12 protein-coding genes are annotated in these 17,238 nt (G+C 65.6%); 5 read left to right on the forward strand and 7 right to left on the reverse strand.

The annotated features are described in order from the left end of the window. Positions 1-143: 143 nt before the first annotated feature. Together chrA and DIZ22_RS01120 are read left to right on the forward strand one after the other, a co-directional pair. Positions 144-1,334 (forward strand): chromate efflux transporter, encoded by a 1,191-nt coding sequence (chrA, locus tag DIZ22_RS01115; RefSeq protein WP_048938769.1) that lies wholly within the window; start codon positions 144-146, stop codon positions 1,332-1,334. Between the two features lie 87 nt (positions 1,335-1,421). Further along, on the forward strand, positions 1,422-2,408 hold the full coding sequence (locus DIZ22_RS01120; RefSeq protein ID WP_048938749.1) for a phosphatase PAP2 family protein: 987 nt from the start codon (positions 1,422-1,424) through the stop codon (positions 2,406-2,408). Here DIZ22_RS01120 and DIZ22_RS01125 read toward each other — a convergent pair. From DIZ22_RS01125 to DIZ22_RS01145, 5 genes are all read right to left on the reverse strand, one after another. Then, positions 2,405-3,781, reverse strand: coding sequence for an amidohydrolase (locus DIZ22_RS01125; RefSeq protein WP_048938748.1), 1,377 nt, complete (start codon positions 3,779-3,781; stop codon positions 2,405-2,407). The two genes, DIZ22_RS01120 and DIZ22_RS01125, sit on opposite strands and share 4 nt — an antisense overlap. A 95-nt stretch (positions 3,782-3,876) precedes the next feature. Next, positions 3,877-4,884 carry a DUF2279 domain-containing protein gene (locus DIZ22_RS01130; protein WP_048938747.1) on the reverse strand — a complete coding sequence of 336 codons (1,008 nt, stop codon included), beginning with the start codon at positions 4,882-4,884 and terminating at the stop codon, positions 3,877-3,879. A 228-nt stretch (positions 4,885-5,112) separates the two neighbouring features. After that, complete coding sequence (locus DIZ22_RS01135; protein WP_048938746.1) at positions 5,113-6,627, reverse strand: peptidase S10; 1,515 nt, start codon at positions 6,625-6,627, stop codon at positions 5,113-5,115. A 66-nt stretch (positions 6,628-6,693) separates the two neighbouring features. Next, the gene (locus DIZ22_RS01140) at positions 6,694-7,971 is read right to left on the reverse strand and encodes an MFS transporter (protein ID WP_048938768.1); all 1,278 of its coding nucleotides are present in this window, start codon (positions 7,969-7,971) and stop codon (positions 6,694-6,696) included. A gap of 46 nt (positions 7,972-8,017) precedes the next feature. Further along, positions 8,018-9,415 (reverse strand): helix-turn-helix transcriptional regulator, encoded by a 1,398-nt coding sequence (locus DIZ22_RS01145; RefSeq protein ID WP_122927859.1) that lies wholly within the window; start codon positions 9,413-9,415, stop codon positions 8,018-8,020. Positions 9,416-9,562: 147 nt separating this feature from the next. Between DIZ22_RS01145 and DIZ22_RS01150 the strand changes: the two genes are divergently transcribed. Further along, positions 9,563-11,155, forward strand: a complete 1,593-nt coding sequence (locus DIZ22_RS01150) for an isocitrate lyase (protein WP_048938744.1) — start codon at positions 9,563-9,565, stop codon at positions 11,153-11,155. Between the two features lie 254 nt (positions 11,156-11,409). On the opposite strand, the gene DIZ22_RS01155 is transcribed toward DIZ22_RS01150, so the two are convergent. After that, entirely contained in the window at positions 11,410-13,218 is a 1,809-nt protein-coding gene (locus tag DIZ22_RS01155; RefSeq protein ID WP_048938743.1) for a DUF885 family protein, read from the reverse strand. Positions 13,219-13,528: 310 nt separating this feature from the next. Beyond that, a complete protein-coding gene (locus DIZ22_RS01160; RefSeq protein ID WP_048938742.1) occupies positions 13,529-13,837 on the reverse strand; it encodes a hypothetical protein in 309 nt (102 codons plus the stop codon). Between the two features lie 1,074 nt (positions 13,838-14,911). Between DIZ22_RS01160 and DIZ22_RS01165 the strand changes: the two genes are divergently transcribed. Both DIZ22_RS01165 and leuC read left to right on the forward strand, forming a co-directional pair. Next, positions 14,912-15,598, forward strand: a complete 687-nt coding sequence (locus DIZ22_RS01165; RefSeq protein ID WP_048938740.1) for a glutathione S-transferase family protein — start codon at positions 14,912-14,914, stop codon at positions 15,596-15,598. A gap of 99 nt (positions 15,599-15,697) precedes the next feature. Continuing rightward, complete coding sequence (leuC, locus tag DIZ22_RS01170) at positions 15,698-17,149, forward strand: 3-isopropylmalate dehydratase large subunit (protein ID WP_048938739.1); 1,452 nt, start codon at positions 15,698-15,700, stop codon at positions 17,147-17,149. The last annotated feature ends 89 nt before the right edge of the window (positions 17,150-17,238 follow it).

Raw genomic sequence — 17,238 nt, forward strand, 5'->3', positions numbered from 1 at the left:
CCGCCCCATCCTGTTGCGCGACCTCTTTTCTTCGCGGCGCGCGATGCTATGATGCGCGCCAACGGGCCGTGCGGGCGCCCGTTCAGGCGATGATCGTCCAAGTTCCGCTCCATAGGCCGCGCCTGCGGCAGGAGCCGATGACGATGACGACACTGGATGATGGTCCGCCGCCGATCCGCCTGTTCCCGCTATTCCTCAAATTCCTGCGCTTTGGCTGCCTGGCTTTTGGCGGGCCGGTCGCGCAGATCGCGATGCTGCGCCAGACCCTGGTCGAGGAGGAGCGTTGGCTGTCCGGGCCGCGCTTCAACCGCCTGTTGGCGGTGATGCAGATATTGCCGGGGCCGGAGGCGCATGAATTGTGCGTCCATATGGGGATGATGGCGCGCGGGCGGATCGGCGGGTTGCTGGCGGGGCTGGGCTTCATGCTGCCCGGTCTGCTGCTGATGCTGGTCGCCGCCTGGCTTTATCGCGACTGGATTGCCGGCGCGGGCTGGGCGCTGCCGGTGCTGTTCGGCATCCAGCTGGTGGTGCTGGCGATCATCGCGCGCGCGGTGCAGCGGATCGGCGGCCATGTGCTGGAGGACCGGCTGCTCTGGGCGCTGGCGATCGGCGCCTTTGCCGCGACCTTGCTCGGCACGCCGTTCTGGATTCCGCTGCTGGCGGCGGGGCTGGTCTATGGCTTTCGCGCGCGGCCGATGGTCATTGGCGTGGTGTTGGTCGGGGCGGTCATGCTGGCGCTGTTGCTGCACAAGGGGAGCGTGGCGGTCGCGCCGGTCCCGACGGTGGCTGGCGCTGCGCGGCCCGACATGCTGCTGCTGTTCATTGCCGGGCTGAAGGGCGGGCTGCTGACCTTTGGCGGCGCCTATACCGCCATTCCCTATGTGCGCGGCGATACGGTCGGGCGCGGCTGGTTGTCGGACGGGCTGTTCCTCGACGGGGTGGCGCTGGCCGGCATATTGCCGGCGCCGCTGGTCATCTTCGCGACCTTTGCCGGCTATATGGCCGGTGGGCTGGGCGGCGCGCTGGCGATCACGGCGGGCATGTTCCTGCCAGCCTTCGCCTTTTCCCTGATCTTCTATGAGCGGCTGGAGGCGCTGGTCGAAAATCCGGCGCTCCACCATCTGCTGGCCGGGGTCGCAGCGGCCGTGGTCGGGGTGATCGCGGCGACCCTGGTGCAACTGGGCTGGGCGGCGGCGATGCGGGCGGACCGGCTCTGGGCGGCGGGCCTGATCCTGCTGGTCGGTGCGCTCTGTGCCTGGCGGATCAAGGGGCGCTGGAGCATGCCGGCGATCATCGCGCTGGGCGGTGGCGCGGGCTGGCTGCTACAGCCCTGACAGGGGCGTCATGCAACGGTTCATCGCAGCTTAAGCACGGGAGGCGGAAGGGCGGCCTTTCCGCCTTTCTTCCCGGACATAAGCGTGATGCCGTCGATCGAAACCTCCTGGCCCCTGGCTGAGCCTGTTGCCGCGCAGACGGTGCGTCTGGTGCCGATTGTCACGCGACCATTGGCAATCCGGCGGCATTTTCTGGCGGCGCTGGGCGGGAGCATGCTGCTGCTCGCCCTGCTGCTGGACATGGCGGACTTGCGCATCGACTTCTGGCAGCCGAGCAGTATCGCCTATGGCGCGGCGGCGGCGCTGTTGCTGGTGTTGCGCTTTGGCCTGCCGCGCAGCGGCTGGCGCCATGCCGGGACGGTGGCGCCATTTGCCACCTATGTCGGCCTGTTCACGCTGATCTCGGTCATGGGGGCGGCGGCCAGCTATCCCGTGGCGGCGCTGACCCATGGCTATGCCGACGCGACCTTGCAGCGCATCGACGCGGCGCTGGGGTTCGACTGGCTCCATTGGTATCGGCTGACGGCATCGCACCGGGGCCTCCAATTTCTGGAAACGGCCGCCTATCGCAGCATCTATGTGACGCCGGCCCTGCTGCTATGGTGCATGGCGCGGGCGGGCGAGCAGGAACGGGCCTGGCGCTTCATCGCGACCTTCTGGCTGGCGGCGGTCATTACCCTGATCCTGTTCAGCCTGATGCCGGCGGTCGGCCCCTTTTCCTATCTGTGGCACGAACCGATCCGCTACATGCCCGAAAGCGAGCTGTGGCAGCAGGGGCTGATCCCGGCGCTGCGGACGCATGCGGTCCATGCCATCGATCTGGGGCAGTTGCGCGGCATCGTATCGGCGCCCAGCTTCCATACCGCGGCGGCGGTGCTGTATATCGCGGCGGGCTGGCGGATCGCGGCGTTGCGCTGGCCGATCGTCGCGCTCAACGCGGCGATGCTGCTGTCCACGCCGGTCGAGGGCACCCATTATCTGATCGACATGATCCTGGGGCTGGGTGTGGCGCTGACCGCGCTGGCGCTGATGGACATCCATCGGCGCCGCTGCGCGGTCAGCGACCAGGCTTAGTCCTTCTTCAGGATATCCATGGCGAGGACGGTCATCGCCTCGCTGGCGGTGGCGATCACCTTGTCGGCCTCCGGCGCCCAGAATGGACTATGCAGCGAGGGCAGGGTGATCTGGCCGGCCTCGGCTGCCGCCATCTTGTCCGCCGGCACGCCGCCGACCCAGAAGATGAAGCTGTTGATCGACTTGTCGGCGCGGTAGAAGCGGCCGAAATCCTCGCCGCCCATCACCGCCGGGGTCTTGACCACGCGGCCCTCGGCGAAATGCCCCTTGAGCAGCGCGCCCATCTGTTCGGCAAATTCGGGCGGGTTGTAGGTGGACGGCGTGAACTCGTCCTTGACGCTGACGACCGGCATCTTGTCGTCGGGCACGCCCGCCGCAATCGCCTCGCCACGGGCGATCCGCTCGATCCCCTTGATCAGCTTGGCGCGGGTCTCGTCCGAATAGCTGCGCACGGTCAGGAGGAGCAGCGCCTGGTCGGGGATGATGTTGTGCTTGGCGCCGGCCTGGAAGCTGCCGACGGTGACGACGGCGGGATCCTGCGGATCCTGTTCGCGGCTGACCAGGGTCTGCAGCGAGGTGACGATGCGCGAGCCAAGGACGATCGGGTCGCGGGTCGTCTGCGGATAGGCGCCATGGCCGCCCAGCCCCTTCACCACGATATCGACGCTGTCGACATTGGCGAGGGCATAGCCCGGCGTATAGCCGACGACGCCGGCCTGGAGATTGGCGGCGTCATGGAAGGCGATGGCATGGGTCGGGCGCGGGAATCGGGTGTAGAGCCCGTCCTCCAGCATGTCGCGGGCGCCCTTGCCCACTTCCTCGGCCGGCTGGAGGATCATCACCAGCGTGCCCTTCCACTTGTCCTTCTGGCTCGACAGCAGCTTGGCGGTCTCGATGAAGGCGGTCATGTGGGTGTCATGGCCGCAGGCGTGCATCACGCCGGTTTCGACCCCCTCGGGCGTCTTGGTGCGGACCTTGGACGCGAAGTCGAGGCCGGTCTGCTCGACCACCGGCAGGCCGTCCATATCGGCGCGGATCAGCAGCACGGGGCCCGAGCCATTCTTCATCACCGCGACGACGCCGGTGCCGCCGACCTTCTCGGTCACGTCGAACTTCATCGCTTTCAGTCGCTTGGCCAGCTTGGCGGCGGTGTTCACCTCCTGCAGCGAAAGCTCGGGATTGGCATGCAGGTCGCGATAGAGCGTCATCAGCCCCTCCATGTCCCTGGCGATCAGGCCAGGCAGTTCGCTCTGCGGCGTGGGCGTCGGCTGGACCATGGCTGGCTGAGCCGGCGGCGGCGCAGCCGGGGTTTGGGCGACGGCGATGGACGAAAAGCTGACAGCGGCCAGAAAGGCCGTGAGCGCGTGGCGCATATGATTGAATCTCCCTTGCTAGGCAGGAGCATAGGGGGATTTTACGGGCGTTAAAGGGGGATTGTTACGGTGCTGGCCTGCGCGCGCGGCAAGGTTCAATAATAGTCATAGATGCCAGTATAGGGGAGCTGGAAATAGTTGAGGCCGCTGCCGATCATGCGGCCGACGCGCGACCGGCTGTTCTTGAAGAAGAGTTGCTTGATGTTGAGCGCGACGCCGAAGAAGATGTCGCGTTTCGGGGGGATGCCGGCGGCGCGGTCGGCAAGGGTGAAATCCTTGCCGCGATAGCCGACCTGCAATTCGACGAGCCGTAACGGGGTAGCCTCCAATTTCCTGAACCCGGCCAGTTCGAGCGACAGCAGGAAATGCTGCTGTTCATAATGGCGCTTCCCCTTGAAGCTGTAGACGTTGGAATTGGGCACCATCATCAGCCGGAAATCCAGCTTCTCCTCCAGCCCCGGTACGGTGTGACGCAGCACCGAGAAAGCGGCACCGGCAGTATTGAAGGCGATATCCTGGTAGGAAAAGCCGCTGTCGCTCTTATGCCCATCCCAAAATTCGCCGTAGAATTGCAGCGCGGTCGACAGCATAGCGGCCGGCAAGGCGGCGGCAGCCCGGTCATCAGTCTTGCGGGCGATGCGCGCGCCCAGAAATTCGGCGAAGAGATAGGCATTGAAGGCGTGTGTCAGCTTGTCGATGCCAAGATTGTTGGTGTTCTTGCCGAACCATCCTTCATCCTTGAAATGAAAGGATGTCGTGTCGTCGGTCCAATAGGCCTGGGTAGCGGTGATATAGGCGAAGAGTCCCAATGTTTCCCATTTGGCCGCCGCCATCCGGCTGCCGAGCGACCGGTAACGGTCGGGATCGATTGCAGCCGGGCTATCTGTATCGACGGTAATGGATGGACCGACACCGTCCGGCAGTTCGGTTTCCCGCTGCTTTTCCGGCGTGAGGCTGGCGAGATCGAAGGAGATGGCCTCGTTCACGGTCAGGGCGGCAGGCGATGCCGTTTCGCCTGAATCATGTGCGAGCGGGGAGCTGTCGGCGCTTTCCTGGGCGCGGACTTGCGACGGTGCGACGGCTGCGAGGAACACCGTCAGCATCGCAGCGCGTAACGATCGCCCGCTTGAGCCTGCATGGTCCGATTGTCGCGCCAACGCCCCTTGCCCCTGTGAAAAGACAAAGCGACCCTTGTTCTGGAAGACATATTATCGGACGGGCGGCAGCGGATATATTCGTGTGAAATGCCTATAGGCGGGCAGGAATGGCGATGGATGGTCTCGCAGGCGAAGACAGCGCCCGCCCGGCTGTTTTCCGGGCGGGCGGCATCATCATCGCTGCGAGATGAACGCCCGGATATCCGCGCTCAGCTTGCGCAGGTCGTCGGGGCGGACATACATCATGTGGCCGGCATCATAATAATGATACTGGATCCGCGCGGGATCGAAGCCGGTGCGGCTCATCGCATATTCCGCGCCGAAGAAGGGGGTGGCGAAATCATACCAGCCCTGGCCGACGAACACCTTGAGGCCGCTATTCTCGCGCAAGGCCTTGCTCAGATAAGGGGCAACACTGGCGTAAACTTCGCCGTCGCGGCCGCGCTGCCCCTGCAGCTTCCAGTCCCAGCCGCTGACCCCGCCGATCGTCACATAGCTGCGGTCGGTCTTGTACTTCAGCTCGTCGCGGGCATAGCTGTTCATCGCGGCGGTATAGGCGCCGTCGATCGCGTAGAAGCTGGGGTCATTGTCCGGCTCCTCGCCGGCCGCATCATAATCCTTGCCGGTGTAGCGGGTGTCGAGGCGACCGATGGAGACGCCGCGATCGCGCAGCAATTCCTTGTAGAAACGGCCGGGCGAAATGCGCAGTTCTGCATGGTCGACAAACTGCTCCGACAGGCCGGTGAGGCGGGCGAGTTCGGCACGGACGCTGGCGCGTTCCTGGTCCGACAACTGATTGCCCTTCAGCAGCGCGGCGGCATAGGGGCCGATCGCGAAGGCGCGGGCCTGCTGGGCGGCTTCGGCGACGGTGGCGGGCGGATTGCCCATTTTCTTGTGATACCAGGCGGTCGTCGCCATCGAGGGGAGATTGAGGATATAGGGCATTTCATTGCCCTGCACCTCGGCCGATGCGCCGAAGTCGAGGATCGACGAGATCAGGATGATGCCGTTGACCGCGACGTCGTTATAGCTGCCTTCAAGCTCATTGATCAGCGCGACCGAACGGGTGGTGCCATAGCTTTCGCCGCCGATGAACTTGGGCGAGGACCAGCGGCCATTCTCATTGAGCCACAGGCGGATGTATTCAGCGATCGACTTGGCGTCGGCCGACACCCCCCAATAATCCTTGGGATCCTTCTTGCCGATGGCGTGGGAAAAGCCGGTGCCGACCGGATCGATGAAGACGAGATCGGTGACGTCGAGCAGCGATTCCGCATTGTCGACCAGCGGATAGGGCGGCGCGCCGTCATCCTGTGCGTCGGGCAGCACCACGCGCTTGGGGCCGAAGGCGCCCATATGCAGCCAGAGCGAGCCCGAGCCGGGGCCGCCATTATAGAGGAAGGTGATCGGGCGCTTCTTGTCGCCGCCATCCTTGACATAGGAGGTGGCATAGATCGCCGCGAGCGGCTTGCCGTCCTTGTCCTTCAGATAGGTTTCGCCGGTGGTCGCGGTGTAGCTGATCGCCTTGCCGCCGAACACGCCCTTATGATGGGTGACCGAGACATTGGGGGCGGGCACGCCAGCCTCAACGGCCGGTGCCTCATTCTTCTTCTTGTCCCCGTCCTGGGCCTGCACGGCCATGGGCATGATGGCCAGCGCGAGCGCGGCCAGCGAAATCGTCAAACGCATTAAGGATGCTCCCCTTTCTTTTGTGGCGCATGCGCTAGCGGAGAGAGGGCCATGCGGGAAGGGGGCTCAGCAGGGCTGTTGTCGCTTTGGCGCGCTTTCGGGTAGGCGCCAGAGCACCGGAAATACGCCGAGCGCCACGATCGCGATCAGCCATCCGGGCGCGGACGCCCATCCGCTTGCCTGTGTCAGCTGGTGCGACAGATAGGGGGTAAGGCCGCCGAACAGCGCCGTCGCGCCGGTCGCGCCAAAGGCAAGGCCGCTCAGCCGCCCTTCGCCGGGAAATTGCTCGGCGGTGGTCACGGCGCCGACCGCGCTCACTGCCCCGCCCAGCGCCGCCAGCAGGACCGCGCCGATCAGCGCGCCGCCCAATGCGCTGCCCTGCGCCATCAGGGCAAAGAGCAGGGCCGGCAGCGCCACACCGGCGAGCGCCAGCGCGATCAGAACCGGCCGCCGCCCGATCCGGTCGGACAAGGCACCGACCAGCGGCGTCACCAGGATCACCACCAGTGCCGCCAGCGTCGAGAGTGTCAGCGCATCGGCCTCGCCCATGCGGCCGGCCCCGATCAGGAAGCTCGGCACATAGACGATGCCGACATAATAGGTGATCGACCCCAGTGCCGAAATGGCAAAGCCGCGGCCGATCGCCGGCCGATAGGCGCGCAGGCTGAGGCGCAGGGGTTGGGCCGGGATGCTTCCACGGGCGCGCTGCGCCAGGAAATCGGGCGATTCCTCGATCCGCGATCGCGCCAGCAGGATGAGGGCGGCGAGACCCGCGCCGACCAGAAAGGGCATGCGCCAGCCCCAGTCGGCCAGCGCCACCTCGTCCAGCAGCGCCACGGTCAGGGCGGACAGCGCCACCGCCAGCAGCCCGCCGACCTCGCTCGCCGCTGACGCCAGGGATGTGATGAGGCCGCGCCGACCGGGCGGCGCCCCTTCCAGCAGGTAGGCGACGACGCCGGTATATTCGCCCCCGACCGAGAAGGCCATGACACAGCGCAGCGCCAGCAGCAGCCATCCCGCCATCGCCCCAGCCTGCGCCTGTGTCGGCAGCAGCGCGGTCGCCAGCATCGCCGCGCTCATCAGCGCCATCGACAGCAACATGGTCGGCCGCCTGCCATGGCGATCGCCGATATGGCCAAAGAATATCGCCCCTAATGGCCGCATCAGATAGGCGATCGCAAAGCCCGCCAGCACATGCCCCACGCCCGCCGCGCCCCCGCCATAGAAGATGCGCGACAGCAGGGAGGCGAGATAGAGATAGAGGGTGAAGTCATACCATTCGACGATGGTCGACAGCCCGGCAATCGCCAGCGATCGCTTCGAAAGAGCGGGCGGCTGTCCCATCGGCGGCATCTCCTCATCCATCAACCCCTATCCCCCATCCGTTCGCTTAACCATCGGCAAAGCCGAACGGCGCCCGCGTCCGCCGATAATCGTCGGGCAGCATGTCGCGGCCGATCGGCGGGGCAGACCGGGCCATGCACTGGCTGCGGTGGCACAGGCGACAGGTGACGCCGATCGGCGTCGGCGCGGGCGGCGGCGCATCCTGGCTATAGACCAGCCGATGGGCATGGTCGGCGGCGCAGCACAGCGCGATTGCCCGCTCCACCTTCGCCGCGCCCCAGCTGCCGCCGCCGGCGGTGACGGTGCGCGCGACCGAGAAGAAACGCTGGCCGTCGGGCAGTTCCAGCCATTGCGTCACCACCTCGCGCGGTGTTTCGAACACGCGATGCACTGACCAGAGCGGGCAGGAGCCGCCATGGCGGGCAAAGGGAAAGCCGGCCCCGTCCAGCCGCTTGGAGACATTGCCGGCCTGGTCGACCCGCAGGAAGAAGAAGGGGACGCGTTCCTGCCCCGGCTTTTGCAACGTGGTCAGCCGGTGCGCCGCTTGCTCGAAGCTGACGCCGAACTGCCGAGCCAGCGCCTCGACATCATAGCGCCTGGCCTCCACCGCCTTGGCGAAGGCGGTATAGGGCATCAGGATTGCCGCCGCGCCATAGCCGGCCAGCGCCCGCCGGGCGAGCCGCCGCCCGCTTTCGCTGGCGAACTGTCCGTCCTTCAGTAGCGTATCGAAGCCCTTGCGCATCTCCAGATAGGCGATCTGGAGCGCCAGTTGAAAGGCGGAGCTGGCGCCATCCAGCGCATCGTCCAGCAGCACTGCGTCGCGATGCCGGTCGAGCCGCCGCATCGATCCCGCCATTACGTCCGACGGCAATCGCCGTACCCGCAAATTGTGCCGCGCCTTGAGCCAGCCGGCCAGCCCCCCCTCGGCCTCCGCTTCCGCCGCCAGCTTCTCGGCCGCATCGTCGAGCAGCGGAAAACTATTGCGCCGCGCGGCGATGAAGCGCCGCGCCTCCGCCACCGGATCGGCGCCATCCTCCTGCGGCTCCGCCTCCGCCCCCCGGTCCGCCAGCGCCAGATGCTCCTCGCGATAGCTGGTGTAGAGCCGCAGCAAAACCTCGGTAATGCCGGGGTAATTGACCGCGACATCGCCGGTCGCCAGTTGCGGCAGGTCGATATCGGCGAACATCGGGTCTTTCAGCACCGCCTGTAGTCGTGCCGTCTGCTCCGCGCCGCCGTCGCCCGCCACCTCGGCCATGTCGAGCTTGTAGGTGCGGGCAAGGCGCAGCAGCATGTCGGCGGTCAGCGGCCGCTGGTTACGCTCCAGCAGCGCGACATAGGAGGCGCTGATCTCCAGATCATTGGCCATGTCCGCCTGCGTCAGGCCCAGCTCGCGCCGCAATCGCCGCAATCGCGGCCCCATATAGACGGGACGATCCTTGGCCATGGCACCGACTCCTGTACGCTCTTTACAACTTTACAGCAGATTTTTGTAAAGATCGACAACTGGACTTTGGCAGGGGTGCCGCACCCCGTTTCCTGTGTCTACTTCGCTGTCATTCTTTCTTGCAGCTCACCCCGAGGGAATGACGACATGACCTATCAAAGTGAAATCGCGAAGGCCGACACGCTGATCGGCGGCCAGGGCCATTGGGACGGCATCGCGCCCGAATCCGTCGCCCGGATGCGCCTGCAAAACCGGTTCCAGAGCGGCCTCGACATCGCCCGCTACACCGCGAAGATCATGCGCGCCGACATGGCCGCCTATGATGCCGATCCGGCCAACTACACTCAGTCGCTGGGCTGCTGGCACGGCTTCATCGGCCAGCAGAAGATGATCAGCATCAAGAAGCATTTCGGCACCACCAAGGGCCGCTATCTCTATCTTTCGGGCTGGATGGTCGCGGCGCTGCGCAGCGAGTTCGGCCCGCTGCCCGACCAGTCGATGCATGAAAAGACCAGCGTCCCGGCGCTGATCGAGGAACTCTACACCTTCCTGCGCCAGGCCGACGCCCGCGAGCTGGGCGGCCTGTTCCGCGATCTCGACAAGGCCCGCGCGGAAGGCGACGAGGTTCGCGCCGCCAAGCTGCAGCAGCAGATCGACAATTACGAAACCCATATCGTTCCGATCGTCGCCGACATCGACGCCGGCTTCGGCAATGCCGAGGCGACCTATCTGCTCGCCAAGAAGTTCATCGAGGCCGGCGCCTGCTGCATCCAGATCGAGAACCAGGTCTCGGACGAAAAACAGTGCGGCCATCAGGACGGCAAGGTCACCGTCCCGCACGAAGACTTCCTCGCGAAGATCCGGGCGGTCCGCTACGCCTTCCTGGAACTGGGCGTCGACGACGGCGTGATCGTCGCGCGCACCGACTCGCTGGGCGCGGGCCTCACCAAGCAGATCGCCTTCACCCGCGAAGCGGGCGACATTGGCGACCTGTATAATGGCTTCCTCGATTGCGATCCGGTCGATGCCGGCGCGATCGGCCATGGCGACGTCCTCATCAGCCGCGACGGGCAATTGCTGAAGCCCAAGCGCCTGCCGTCGAACCTCTATCAGTTCCGCGCCGGCACCGGCGAGGATCGCTGCGTCCTCGACTGCATCACCGCGCTCCAGAATGGCGCCGACCTGCTGTGGATCGAAACCGAAAAGCCGCATATCGGCCAGATCGGCGGCATGGTCAGCCGCATCCGCGAGGTGATCCCCAATGCCAAGCTGGTCTATAACAACTCGCCCAGCTTCAACTGGACACTGAACTTCCGCCAGCAGGTGTTCGACGCCTGGGAAGCGGCGGGCAAGGATGTCAGTGCCTATGACCGGGCGAGGCTGATGAGCGCGGACTATGACGCCACCGACCTCGGCGTCGAGGCGGACGAACGCATCCGCACCTTCCAGAAGGATGCGGCGGCGCAGGCAGGCATCTTCCACCACCTCATCACCCTGCCGACCTATCACACCGCCGCGCTCAGCACCGACAATCTCGCCAGGGGCTATTTCGGTGATGCCGGAATGTTGGCCTATGTCGAGGGCGTGCAGCGGCGGGAAATCCGCGAGGGGCTAGCCTGCGTGAAGCACCAGAATATGGCCGGCTCCGACATTGGTGACGACCATAAGGAATATTTCGCCGGCGAAGCCGCGCTCAAGGCCGGCGGCGCCCACAACACGATGAATCAATTCGCGGCCTAAAGGCCGCGGGGGAACCAGTTTGCGGCCTAAACACCGCAGGCGCCCCATCTTCCCGGCGATATCCCGATGCTTGTCGGGAAGATGGGTTCCGCAAGCGTAACAAGCATGGAAGATTGCAGTTTCGCGGCCGGGGCCGTGAAGACAGCCAGTTCGCGGGGAATTCGACACTCCTCTCGCGATTTGGGTGGAAGGACCCTCGACGGCCCGGTGGCGCACCACCGGGCCGTTTTTTGTCTGCCCCAAAGGGGAGGCGTTTAAGCGATCCCCGCCCGCTGGCGCACGGCCTGCTTCAATATGTCGAGCGGCATCGCGCCCAGCGTCAGCACCTCATGGAACTGCTTGAGGTCGAACTTGTCGCCCTGCGCCGTCTTCACTTGCTCGCGCAGGTCGTTCCACACGGTGTGGCCGATCTTGTAGCTGCACGCCTGGCCCGGCCAGACGGTGTAGCGGTCGATCTCGCCCTGGCTGCGGCCGCGTGCGATGCCGGTGGTGGCGATCAGATAATCGGTCGCCTTCTCGCGGCTCCAGCGCTTGGCGTGCATGCCGCTGTCGACCACCAGACGGGTGGCGCGGAACAGCAGCGACTGGAGATAGCCGACCTGGCCCAGCGGATCGCCCTTGTACATGCCCATCTCGTCGGCCAGCTGCTCGGAATAGAGCGCCCAGCCTTCGGAATAGCCGCTGTAGAAGCCGCGGCGGCGGATCATGGGAATCGAATCCGATTCCAGCGCCACCGTCACCTGCAGATGGTGGCCCGGCACCGCCTCATGATGGGTCAGCGTGGCGAGGCCGAATTTCGGCCGGTCGAACGTGTCGCGCAGGTTGATGAAATAGATGGCCGGCCGCGACCCGTCGAGCGAGGCATTCTGATAATAGCCGCCCGGCGCGCCCGCCTGGATCGTCACCGGCACGCGGCGCACCTCGACCGGCGCCTTGGGCACGGTGTTGAACGCCTCGCCCAGCCGCGCCTGCATCGCCTTGATCTGGCTGTTGAGCTGCGCCAACAGTGCCTCCCGGCCCGGATCGGTATTGGGGTAGAGTTGATCGGGGCGCTTGTTGAGCGCGACCAGACGGTCGCCGACGCTGCCCTGGCTCATCCCTTCGCCCTTCAGGATCGCGTCGATCCGCGACGAGATGCTGGCGACCTGATCCAGGCCCATCTGGTGGATCTCGTCGCCGGTCAGCCGGGTCGTGGTCGCGGCCTCGGCGGCGGCGGCGTAGAAGGCCTCGCCATCGGGCAGGCGCCAGCAGCCGGCGTCATGCACCGCCTTGGCGCGCAACTGCTGCACCAGCGCGCGCTGGCGATCGACCGCGGGGAAGACCTTTTCCGCGACGATCTTTTCCGCCTGCGCCGCGCGTTCGGGCGGCAGGCCGGCGGCGGCCAGCTTCTTGGCAAAGCTCGCCACCAGCACGGTCTGGGCGGCGGGCTGGTCGCGCAGCGCCGCCTGCATCTTCATCGTCGTGTCGAGGATATAGTCGGGCGCGAACACGCCCTTGGCCGCGTCCGCCTTCTGCCGCTCCAACTCGCCATCCATGCTGACGGGGAAGGCCTCCAGCCGCGCTAGATAGGCGTCGGCATCGGCCGCGTCCTTCACCCGGTGCTGGCTGTCGAGGAAATCGGGCGTCTCGCGATAGGAGCCGGTCAACTGGCTCAGGATATAGGGCGCATAGCGGCCCGCCGTCTCGCCATAGGCGAAACGCTCGCCACCCACCGCGCGGTCGAGCTGATAGGCGACGACATCATAGTCGAGCTGGCTGGCCGGGCTGAGCGCCGCGCGGTCCAGACCCGCCAGTTGCTTGGCCTGCGTCTTGGTGCGGGCCAGGTCGCGCGCGGCGCCGGCGGCGCTGGTATCGCTGAGCTTGCCGCGCAGCGCCGCGCGGGCGCCGGTGTCGAGGCCAAGGCGGGTCGCCTGTTCCGGGCTGTCGTCCAGCCGCTCATAGAAGAAGCCGTCCAGCATGGCGCGCAGGCGGGCATCCTGCGATCCCGGCTGCGCAAAGGCGCGCGGGGCGGATGCGGCCAGCGCCGTGGCGCCGCTGGTGGTGAGGAATTGGCGTCGGTTCACGAAATGCTCCCTGTTCTGGCCCTGGCACGAACGGTCGCCCGCCCGCCGGGGCCGCCTTAGTGCCGCGCCTGCAAGGGCTTGGCTATTATTTGTTTTACCGCGATTTCTTAATCAGCAATCGATGCCGATTGCTTGGAAATCGCTCTAGGGGCGAGGGGGAAATGACGCGACAGTTGAAAGTTCACACCGTCATGCGTCGTGATTTCGGGGCGATTTTGGCGACAACGCGCCTGTCGCGCGCCCATGAAGCGACAGTGGAGCGACACTGAAGCGACACTGGGGTCACACCGAAGCGACAGCGACGCGACAGTCAGGCGACAGCCGGGCGCCATTTATCGGCCGATCGGCCCTTATGTCGGCGGTTCGGCGCGAGCGGATCAGCCCGGCGGGCGGCATGGAGCGCCAGCGCATTGGCCCAGTAGCGGTCGAAGCCGGTGCCCGCGAGCTGATCGCGCAGCCGGTGGGCGCTGGAACGGGACGTGCCGACCATCTGCGCGGCATGGCTGATATTGCCGGTTTCGAGCAGCGCGGCGAGGAAGCGGCGCTGACGATCGGGCGTCCATTGGCGGCGAGGGCGCCGGGCCGGCGCGGCGGGCGGAGGAGGAAGGGGCTGGTTCATCCGACAGGATAGAACAGAAAAAGCCCTGTGTAGGAAAGAGCTGCGGCGGGAGGGAGGAATAGCTGTCGGTCTGGAAGCGACCATTTCTGGCCATCCCGTTAGATCGTCGGCGTCACTAAAACCGGCCGCCCATCCATATGGCAAGTCGAAGACTTAGGGATCAAATCGTTCGGGAAGCAGTCATTCGCGGCGATAGCTTGTCGCAGGTTTGTCTATCCCCTGCTCAAAAATAAGAATCCGATCGCACTGAGGGCAGCGGTATGTGGCATGCCCTCGACTGCGCAAGGCCCAATCCGCTTTATCTCCGGCAAACTCTGATGTCCAATCAAGCGCTTCCACTTCGTCGAAGGCCTCCTCGAAACGAGCTTCCGATATAAGCTGCCACTGGTAAGGACTCGGTATTTCACCATCGGAGAAGGCATGACCGCCGGGGCAATGTATGGTTCCCATCCAGCCATCGTAGCTGATCGTTAGATGTCCGCAAATGGGCAAGTGTTGCCAAGAGACCTTCTCCGCCAGCGTCAGATATTCCCACTCACTTCACTAAAAGCAGACAGTCTCCAACCCACCCTTATTCGTCATTCCCGCGTAGGCGGGAATCCATCTCCTGACCTTGCATCTGGCCCCACGCTGGTGAGATGTATCCCCGCCTCCGCGGGGATGACGGCATAAAAATGGCCGTCCCCTGATCCACCCGTTCGTGTTGCCCAGCAGATCGAAATCAGGGTGCCGAAAGCCGCCCAGCCGCAACCGATCAGAAGCGCTCATTCCTTCTCCCGCTGGCGGGAGAAGGATAGGAAGCCTTGCCGGCAAAGCCGGCCAGGCGAAGTTGGATGAGGGGCGCTTGTTTCAGAAGGCCCTCACCCTCCCACGCCTATGGTGCGGGCCCCTCCCTCTCCCGTGAACGGGAGAGGGTAAGCAACCGGTCCGCTTTCCACTTGCTCGTCAGAGGCGCGTCAAGCTTCGCCATCTCGCCTGATAAGCTCAGCTTGTCAGACCCGTGGATCGTTTCGCCTGTCGGGCCGTTCCCCGTTGCGCTAAGGGGACGCGACCACGCCAAGGGGAGATTGATCGATGGCCTATACGCTCATCACCGCCAACCGGAATTATTCGAGCTGGTCGCTGCGGCCCTGGCTGCTGATGAAGGGGCTGGGGATCGATTTCGTCGATCGGATCGAGCCCTTTGCCGCGCCGGTCAATTACAGCGCCTTTCGCAGCTTTTCGCCGACGGGGCAGGTGCCCGCGCTGATCGATGGCGACCGGACGGTCTGGGATTCGCTCGGCATCCTTCTCTATCTGGCCGACCGGCATGCGGGCGTCTGGCCCGCCGACGCCGATGCGCGGGCCTTTGCCCAGTGCGCGGTGGCGGAAATGCACAGCGGCTTTTCCGCGCTGCGGTCGACCTGCACGATGAATGTCGGGGTGCGGGTGGAGCTGAACCTGATCGAGCCGGCGCTCAACAAGGATATCGCCCGGCTGCGCGAACTCTGGGAGCAGGGGCTGGCGCGCTTTGGCGGGCCCTATCTGGCCGGCGCGGAGTTCAGCGCGCTCGACGCCTTCTATGCGCCGGTCGCCTTCCGGGTGCGCAGCTATGGCCTGGATGTCGGGCCGATCGCGCGCGGCTGGGTCGAAACCATGCTGGCCCATCCCGCGATGCGCGAATGGGAACAGGCAGCGCTGGCCGAAACCTGGCGCGAGGAGGGCCATGAGGCGGAGCTGGCGGCGGTCGGCCGCGTGGTCGAGGATTATCGCGCGGCGTAACATTATTGCTTCAGCCTTGCGAAAAACGCACATTTTCCATCGCAAGGCCTGTTTCTCCCCCTTTCCCCTGGCGCCTTACGGGTCTAGGGGGAGGGGACCATGGTTAAGCCACGCACCCTCTATGAGAAGATCTGGGACGCGCATGTCGTTGAACGGCGTCCCGATGGAACCTGCCTGATCTATATCGATCGTCACCTCGTGCATGAAGTGACGAGCCCGCAGGCGTTCGAAGGCCTACGCCTCGCCGGGCGCAAGGTGCGCCGGCCCGACCTGACCCTGGCGGTGCCCGACCATAATCTGCCGACCACGCCGCGCCGCGACGCCGACGGTCATCGCATCCCGATCGCCGACCCCGAAAGCGCGCAGCAGCTCGCCGCGCTGGAACGCAATGCGCCGGAGTTCGGCGTGCGCCTGATCGGTGACGCGGACCCGGAACAGGGCATCGTCCATGTCGTCGGCCCGGAACAGGGCTTCACCTTGCCGGGCACCACCCTGGTGTGCGGCGACAGCCATACCAGCTCGCACGGCGCGCTGGGCGCGCTGGCCTTCGGCATCGGCACGTCCGAGGTCGAGCATGTGCTGGCCACCCAGACCCTGCTGCTGAAACAGTCGAAGACCATGCAGGTCGTGGTCGAGGGCGAGCTGGGCTATGGCGTCACCCCCAAGGATGTGGCGCTGGCGATCTGTGGCACGATCGGCACCGCGGGCGGCACCGGTTATGTCATGGAATATCGCGGGTCGGTATTCCGCGACATGTCGATCGAGGGCCGCCTGACCGTTGCCAACATGTCGATCGAGGCGGGCGCCCGGTCCGGCCTGTTCGCGCCGGACGAGAAGACCTTCGCCTATATCGAGGGCCGTCCGATGGCGCCCAAGGGTGCCGACTGGGATGCGGCCGTGGCCTGGTGGAAGACGCTGCACACGGATGAAGGCGCGACTTTCGACAAGACCGTCGTGATCGACGCAGCCGACATCGTGCCCAACGTTACCTGGGGCACCAGCCCCGAGGATGTCGTGCCGGTGACCGGCGTCGTGCCGGATCCGGAAAGCTTCGCCGATGCGTCGAAGCGCGCCGCCGCGCAGAAGTCGCTCGACTATATGGGCCTCATCGCCGGGCAGAAGATGGAAGATGTCGCGATCGAGCATGTCTTCATCGGCAGCTGCACCAACAGCCGGATCGAGGATCTGCGCGCCGCCGCCGGCCTGCTGAAGGGGCGGCATATCGCGGCCGGCATCAAGCATGCGATGGTGGTGCCGGGTTCGGGCCTGGTCAAGCGCATGGCCGAGGCCGAGGGGCTGGACCGCATCTTCCTCGACGCCGGTTTCGAATGGCGCGAGCCGGGCTGTTCGGCATGCCTGGGCATGAATCCGGACAAGGTGCCGGCCGGCGAACGCTGCGCATCGACCAGCAACCGCAATTTCATGGGCCGTCAGGGTCCGGGGTCGCGCACGCATCTGGTCTCGCCGGAAATGGCGGCGGCCGCCGCGCTGACCGGCCGGTTGACCGATGTGCGCGCATTGATGGGTGAAAAAGAGGGGATGGTCGCATGAAGAAGGTATTCTGGGTGCTGGCGCTGGGTGCGCTGGCCAGTGCGGCGATGGCCGCGACGCTGGGCCGCGCTGAGGACGGTCCCGCGGTG

The sequence above is a fragment of the Sphingobium sp. LF-16 genome, from assembly GCF_003711185.1.
In the GTDB taxonomy this organism is placed as follows: domain Bacteria; phylum Pseudomonadota; class Alphaproteobacteria; order Sphingomonadales; family Sphingomonadaceae; genus Sphingobium; species Sphingobium yanoikuyae_A.

Coding starts and splice junctions, on each gene's coding strand:
- DIZ22_RS01135 (WP_048938746.1), bottom strand. CDS start 6,627: ATGCGTTTGACGATTTCGCTGGCCGCGCTCGCGCTGGCCATCATGCCC.
- DIZ22_RS01145 (WP_122927859.1), bottom strand. CDS start 9,415: ATGGCCAAGGATCGTCCCGTCTATATGGGGCCGCGATTGCGGCGATTG.
- chrA (WP_048938769.1), top strand. CDS start 144: ATGACGACACTGGATGATGGTCCGCCGCCGATCCGCCTGTTCCCGCTA.
- DIZ22_RS01160 (WP_048938742.1), bottom strand. CDS start 13,837: ATGAACCAGCCCCTTCCTCCTCCGCCCGCCGCGCCGGCCCGGCGCCCT.
- DIZ22_RS01165 (WP_048938740.1), top strand. CDS start 14,912: ATGGCCTATACGCTCATCACCGCCAACCGGAATTATTCGAGCTGGTCG.
- leuC (WP_048938739.1), top strand. CDS start 15,698: ATGGTTAAGCCACGCACCCTCTATGAGAAGATCTGGGACGCGCATGTC.
- DIZ22_RS01150 (WP_048938744.1), top strand. CDS start 9,563: ATGACCTATCAAAGTGAAATCGCGAAGGCCGACACGCTGATCGGCGGC.
- DIZ22_RS01120 (WP_048938749.1), top strand. CDS start 1,422: ATGCCGTCGATCGAAACCTCCTGGCCCCTGGCTGAGCCTGTTGCCGCG.
- DIZ22_RS01130 (WP_048938747.1), bottom strand. CDS start 4,884: ATGCTGACGGTGTTCCTCGCAGCCGTCGCACCGTCGCAAGTCCGCGCC.
- DIZ22_RS01140 (WP_048938768.1), bottom strand. CDS start 7,971: ATGGGACAGCCGCCCGCTCTTTCGAAGCGATCGCTGGCGATTGCCGGG.
- DIZ22_RS01125 (WP_048938748.1), bottom strand. CDS start 3,781: ATGCGCCACGCGCTCACGGCCTTTCTGGCCGCTGTCAGCTTTTCGTCC.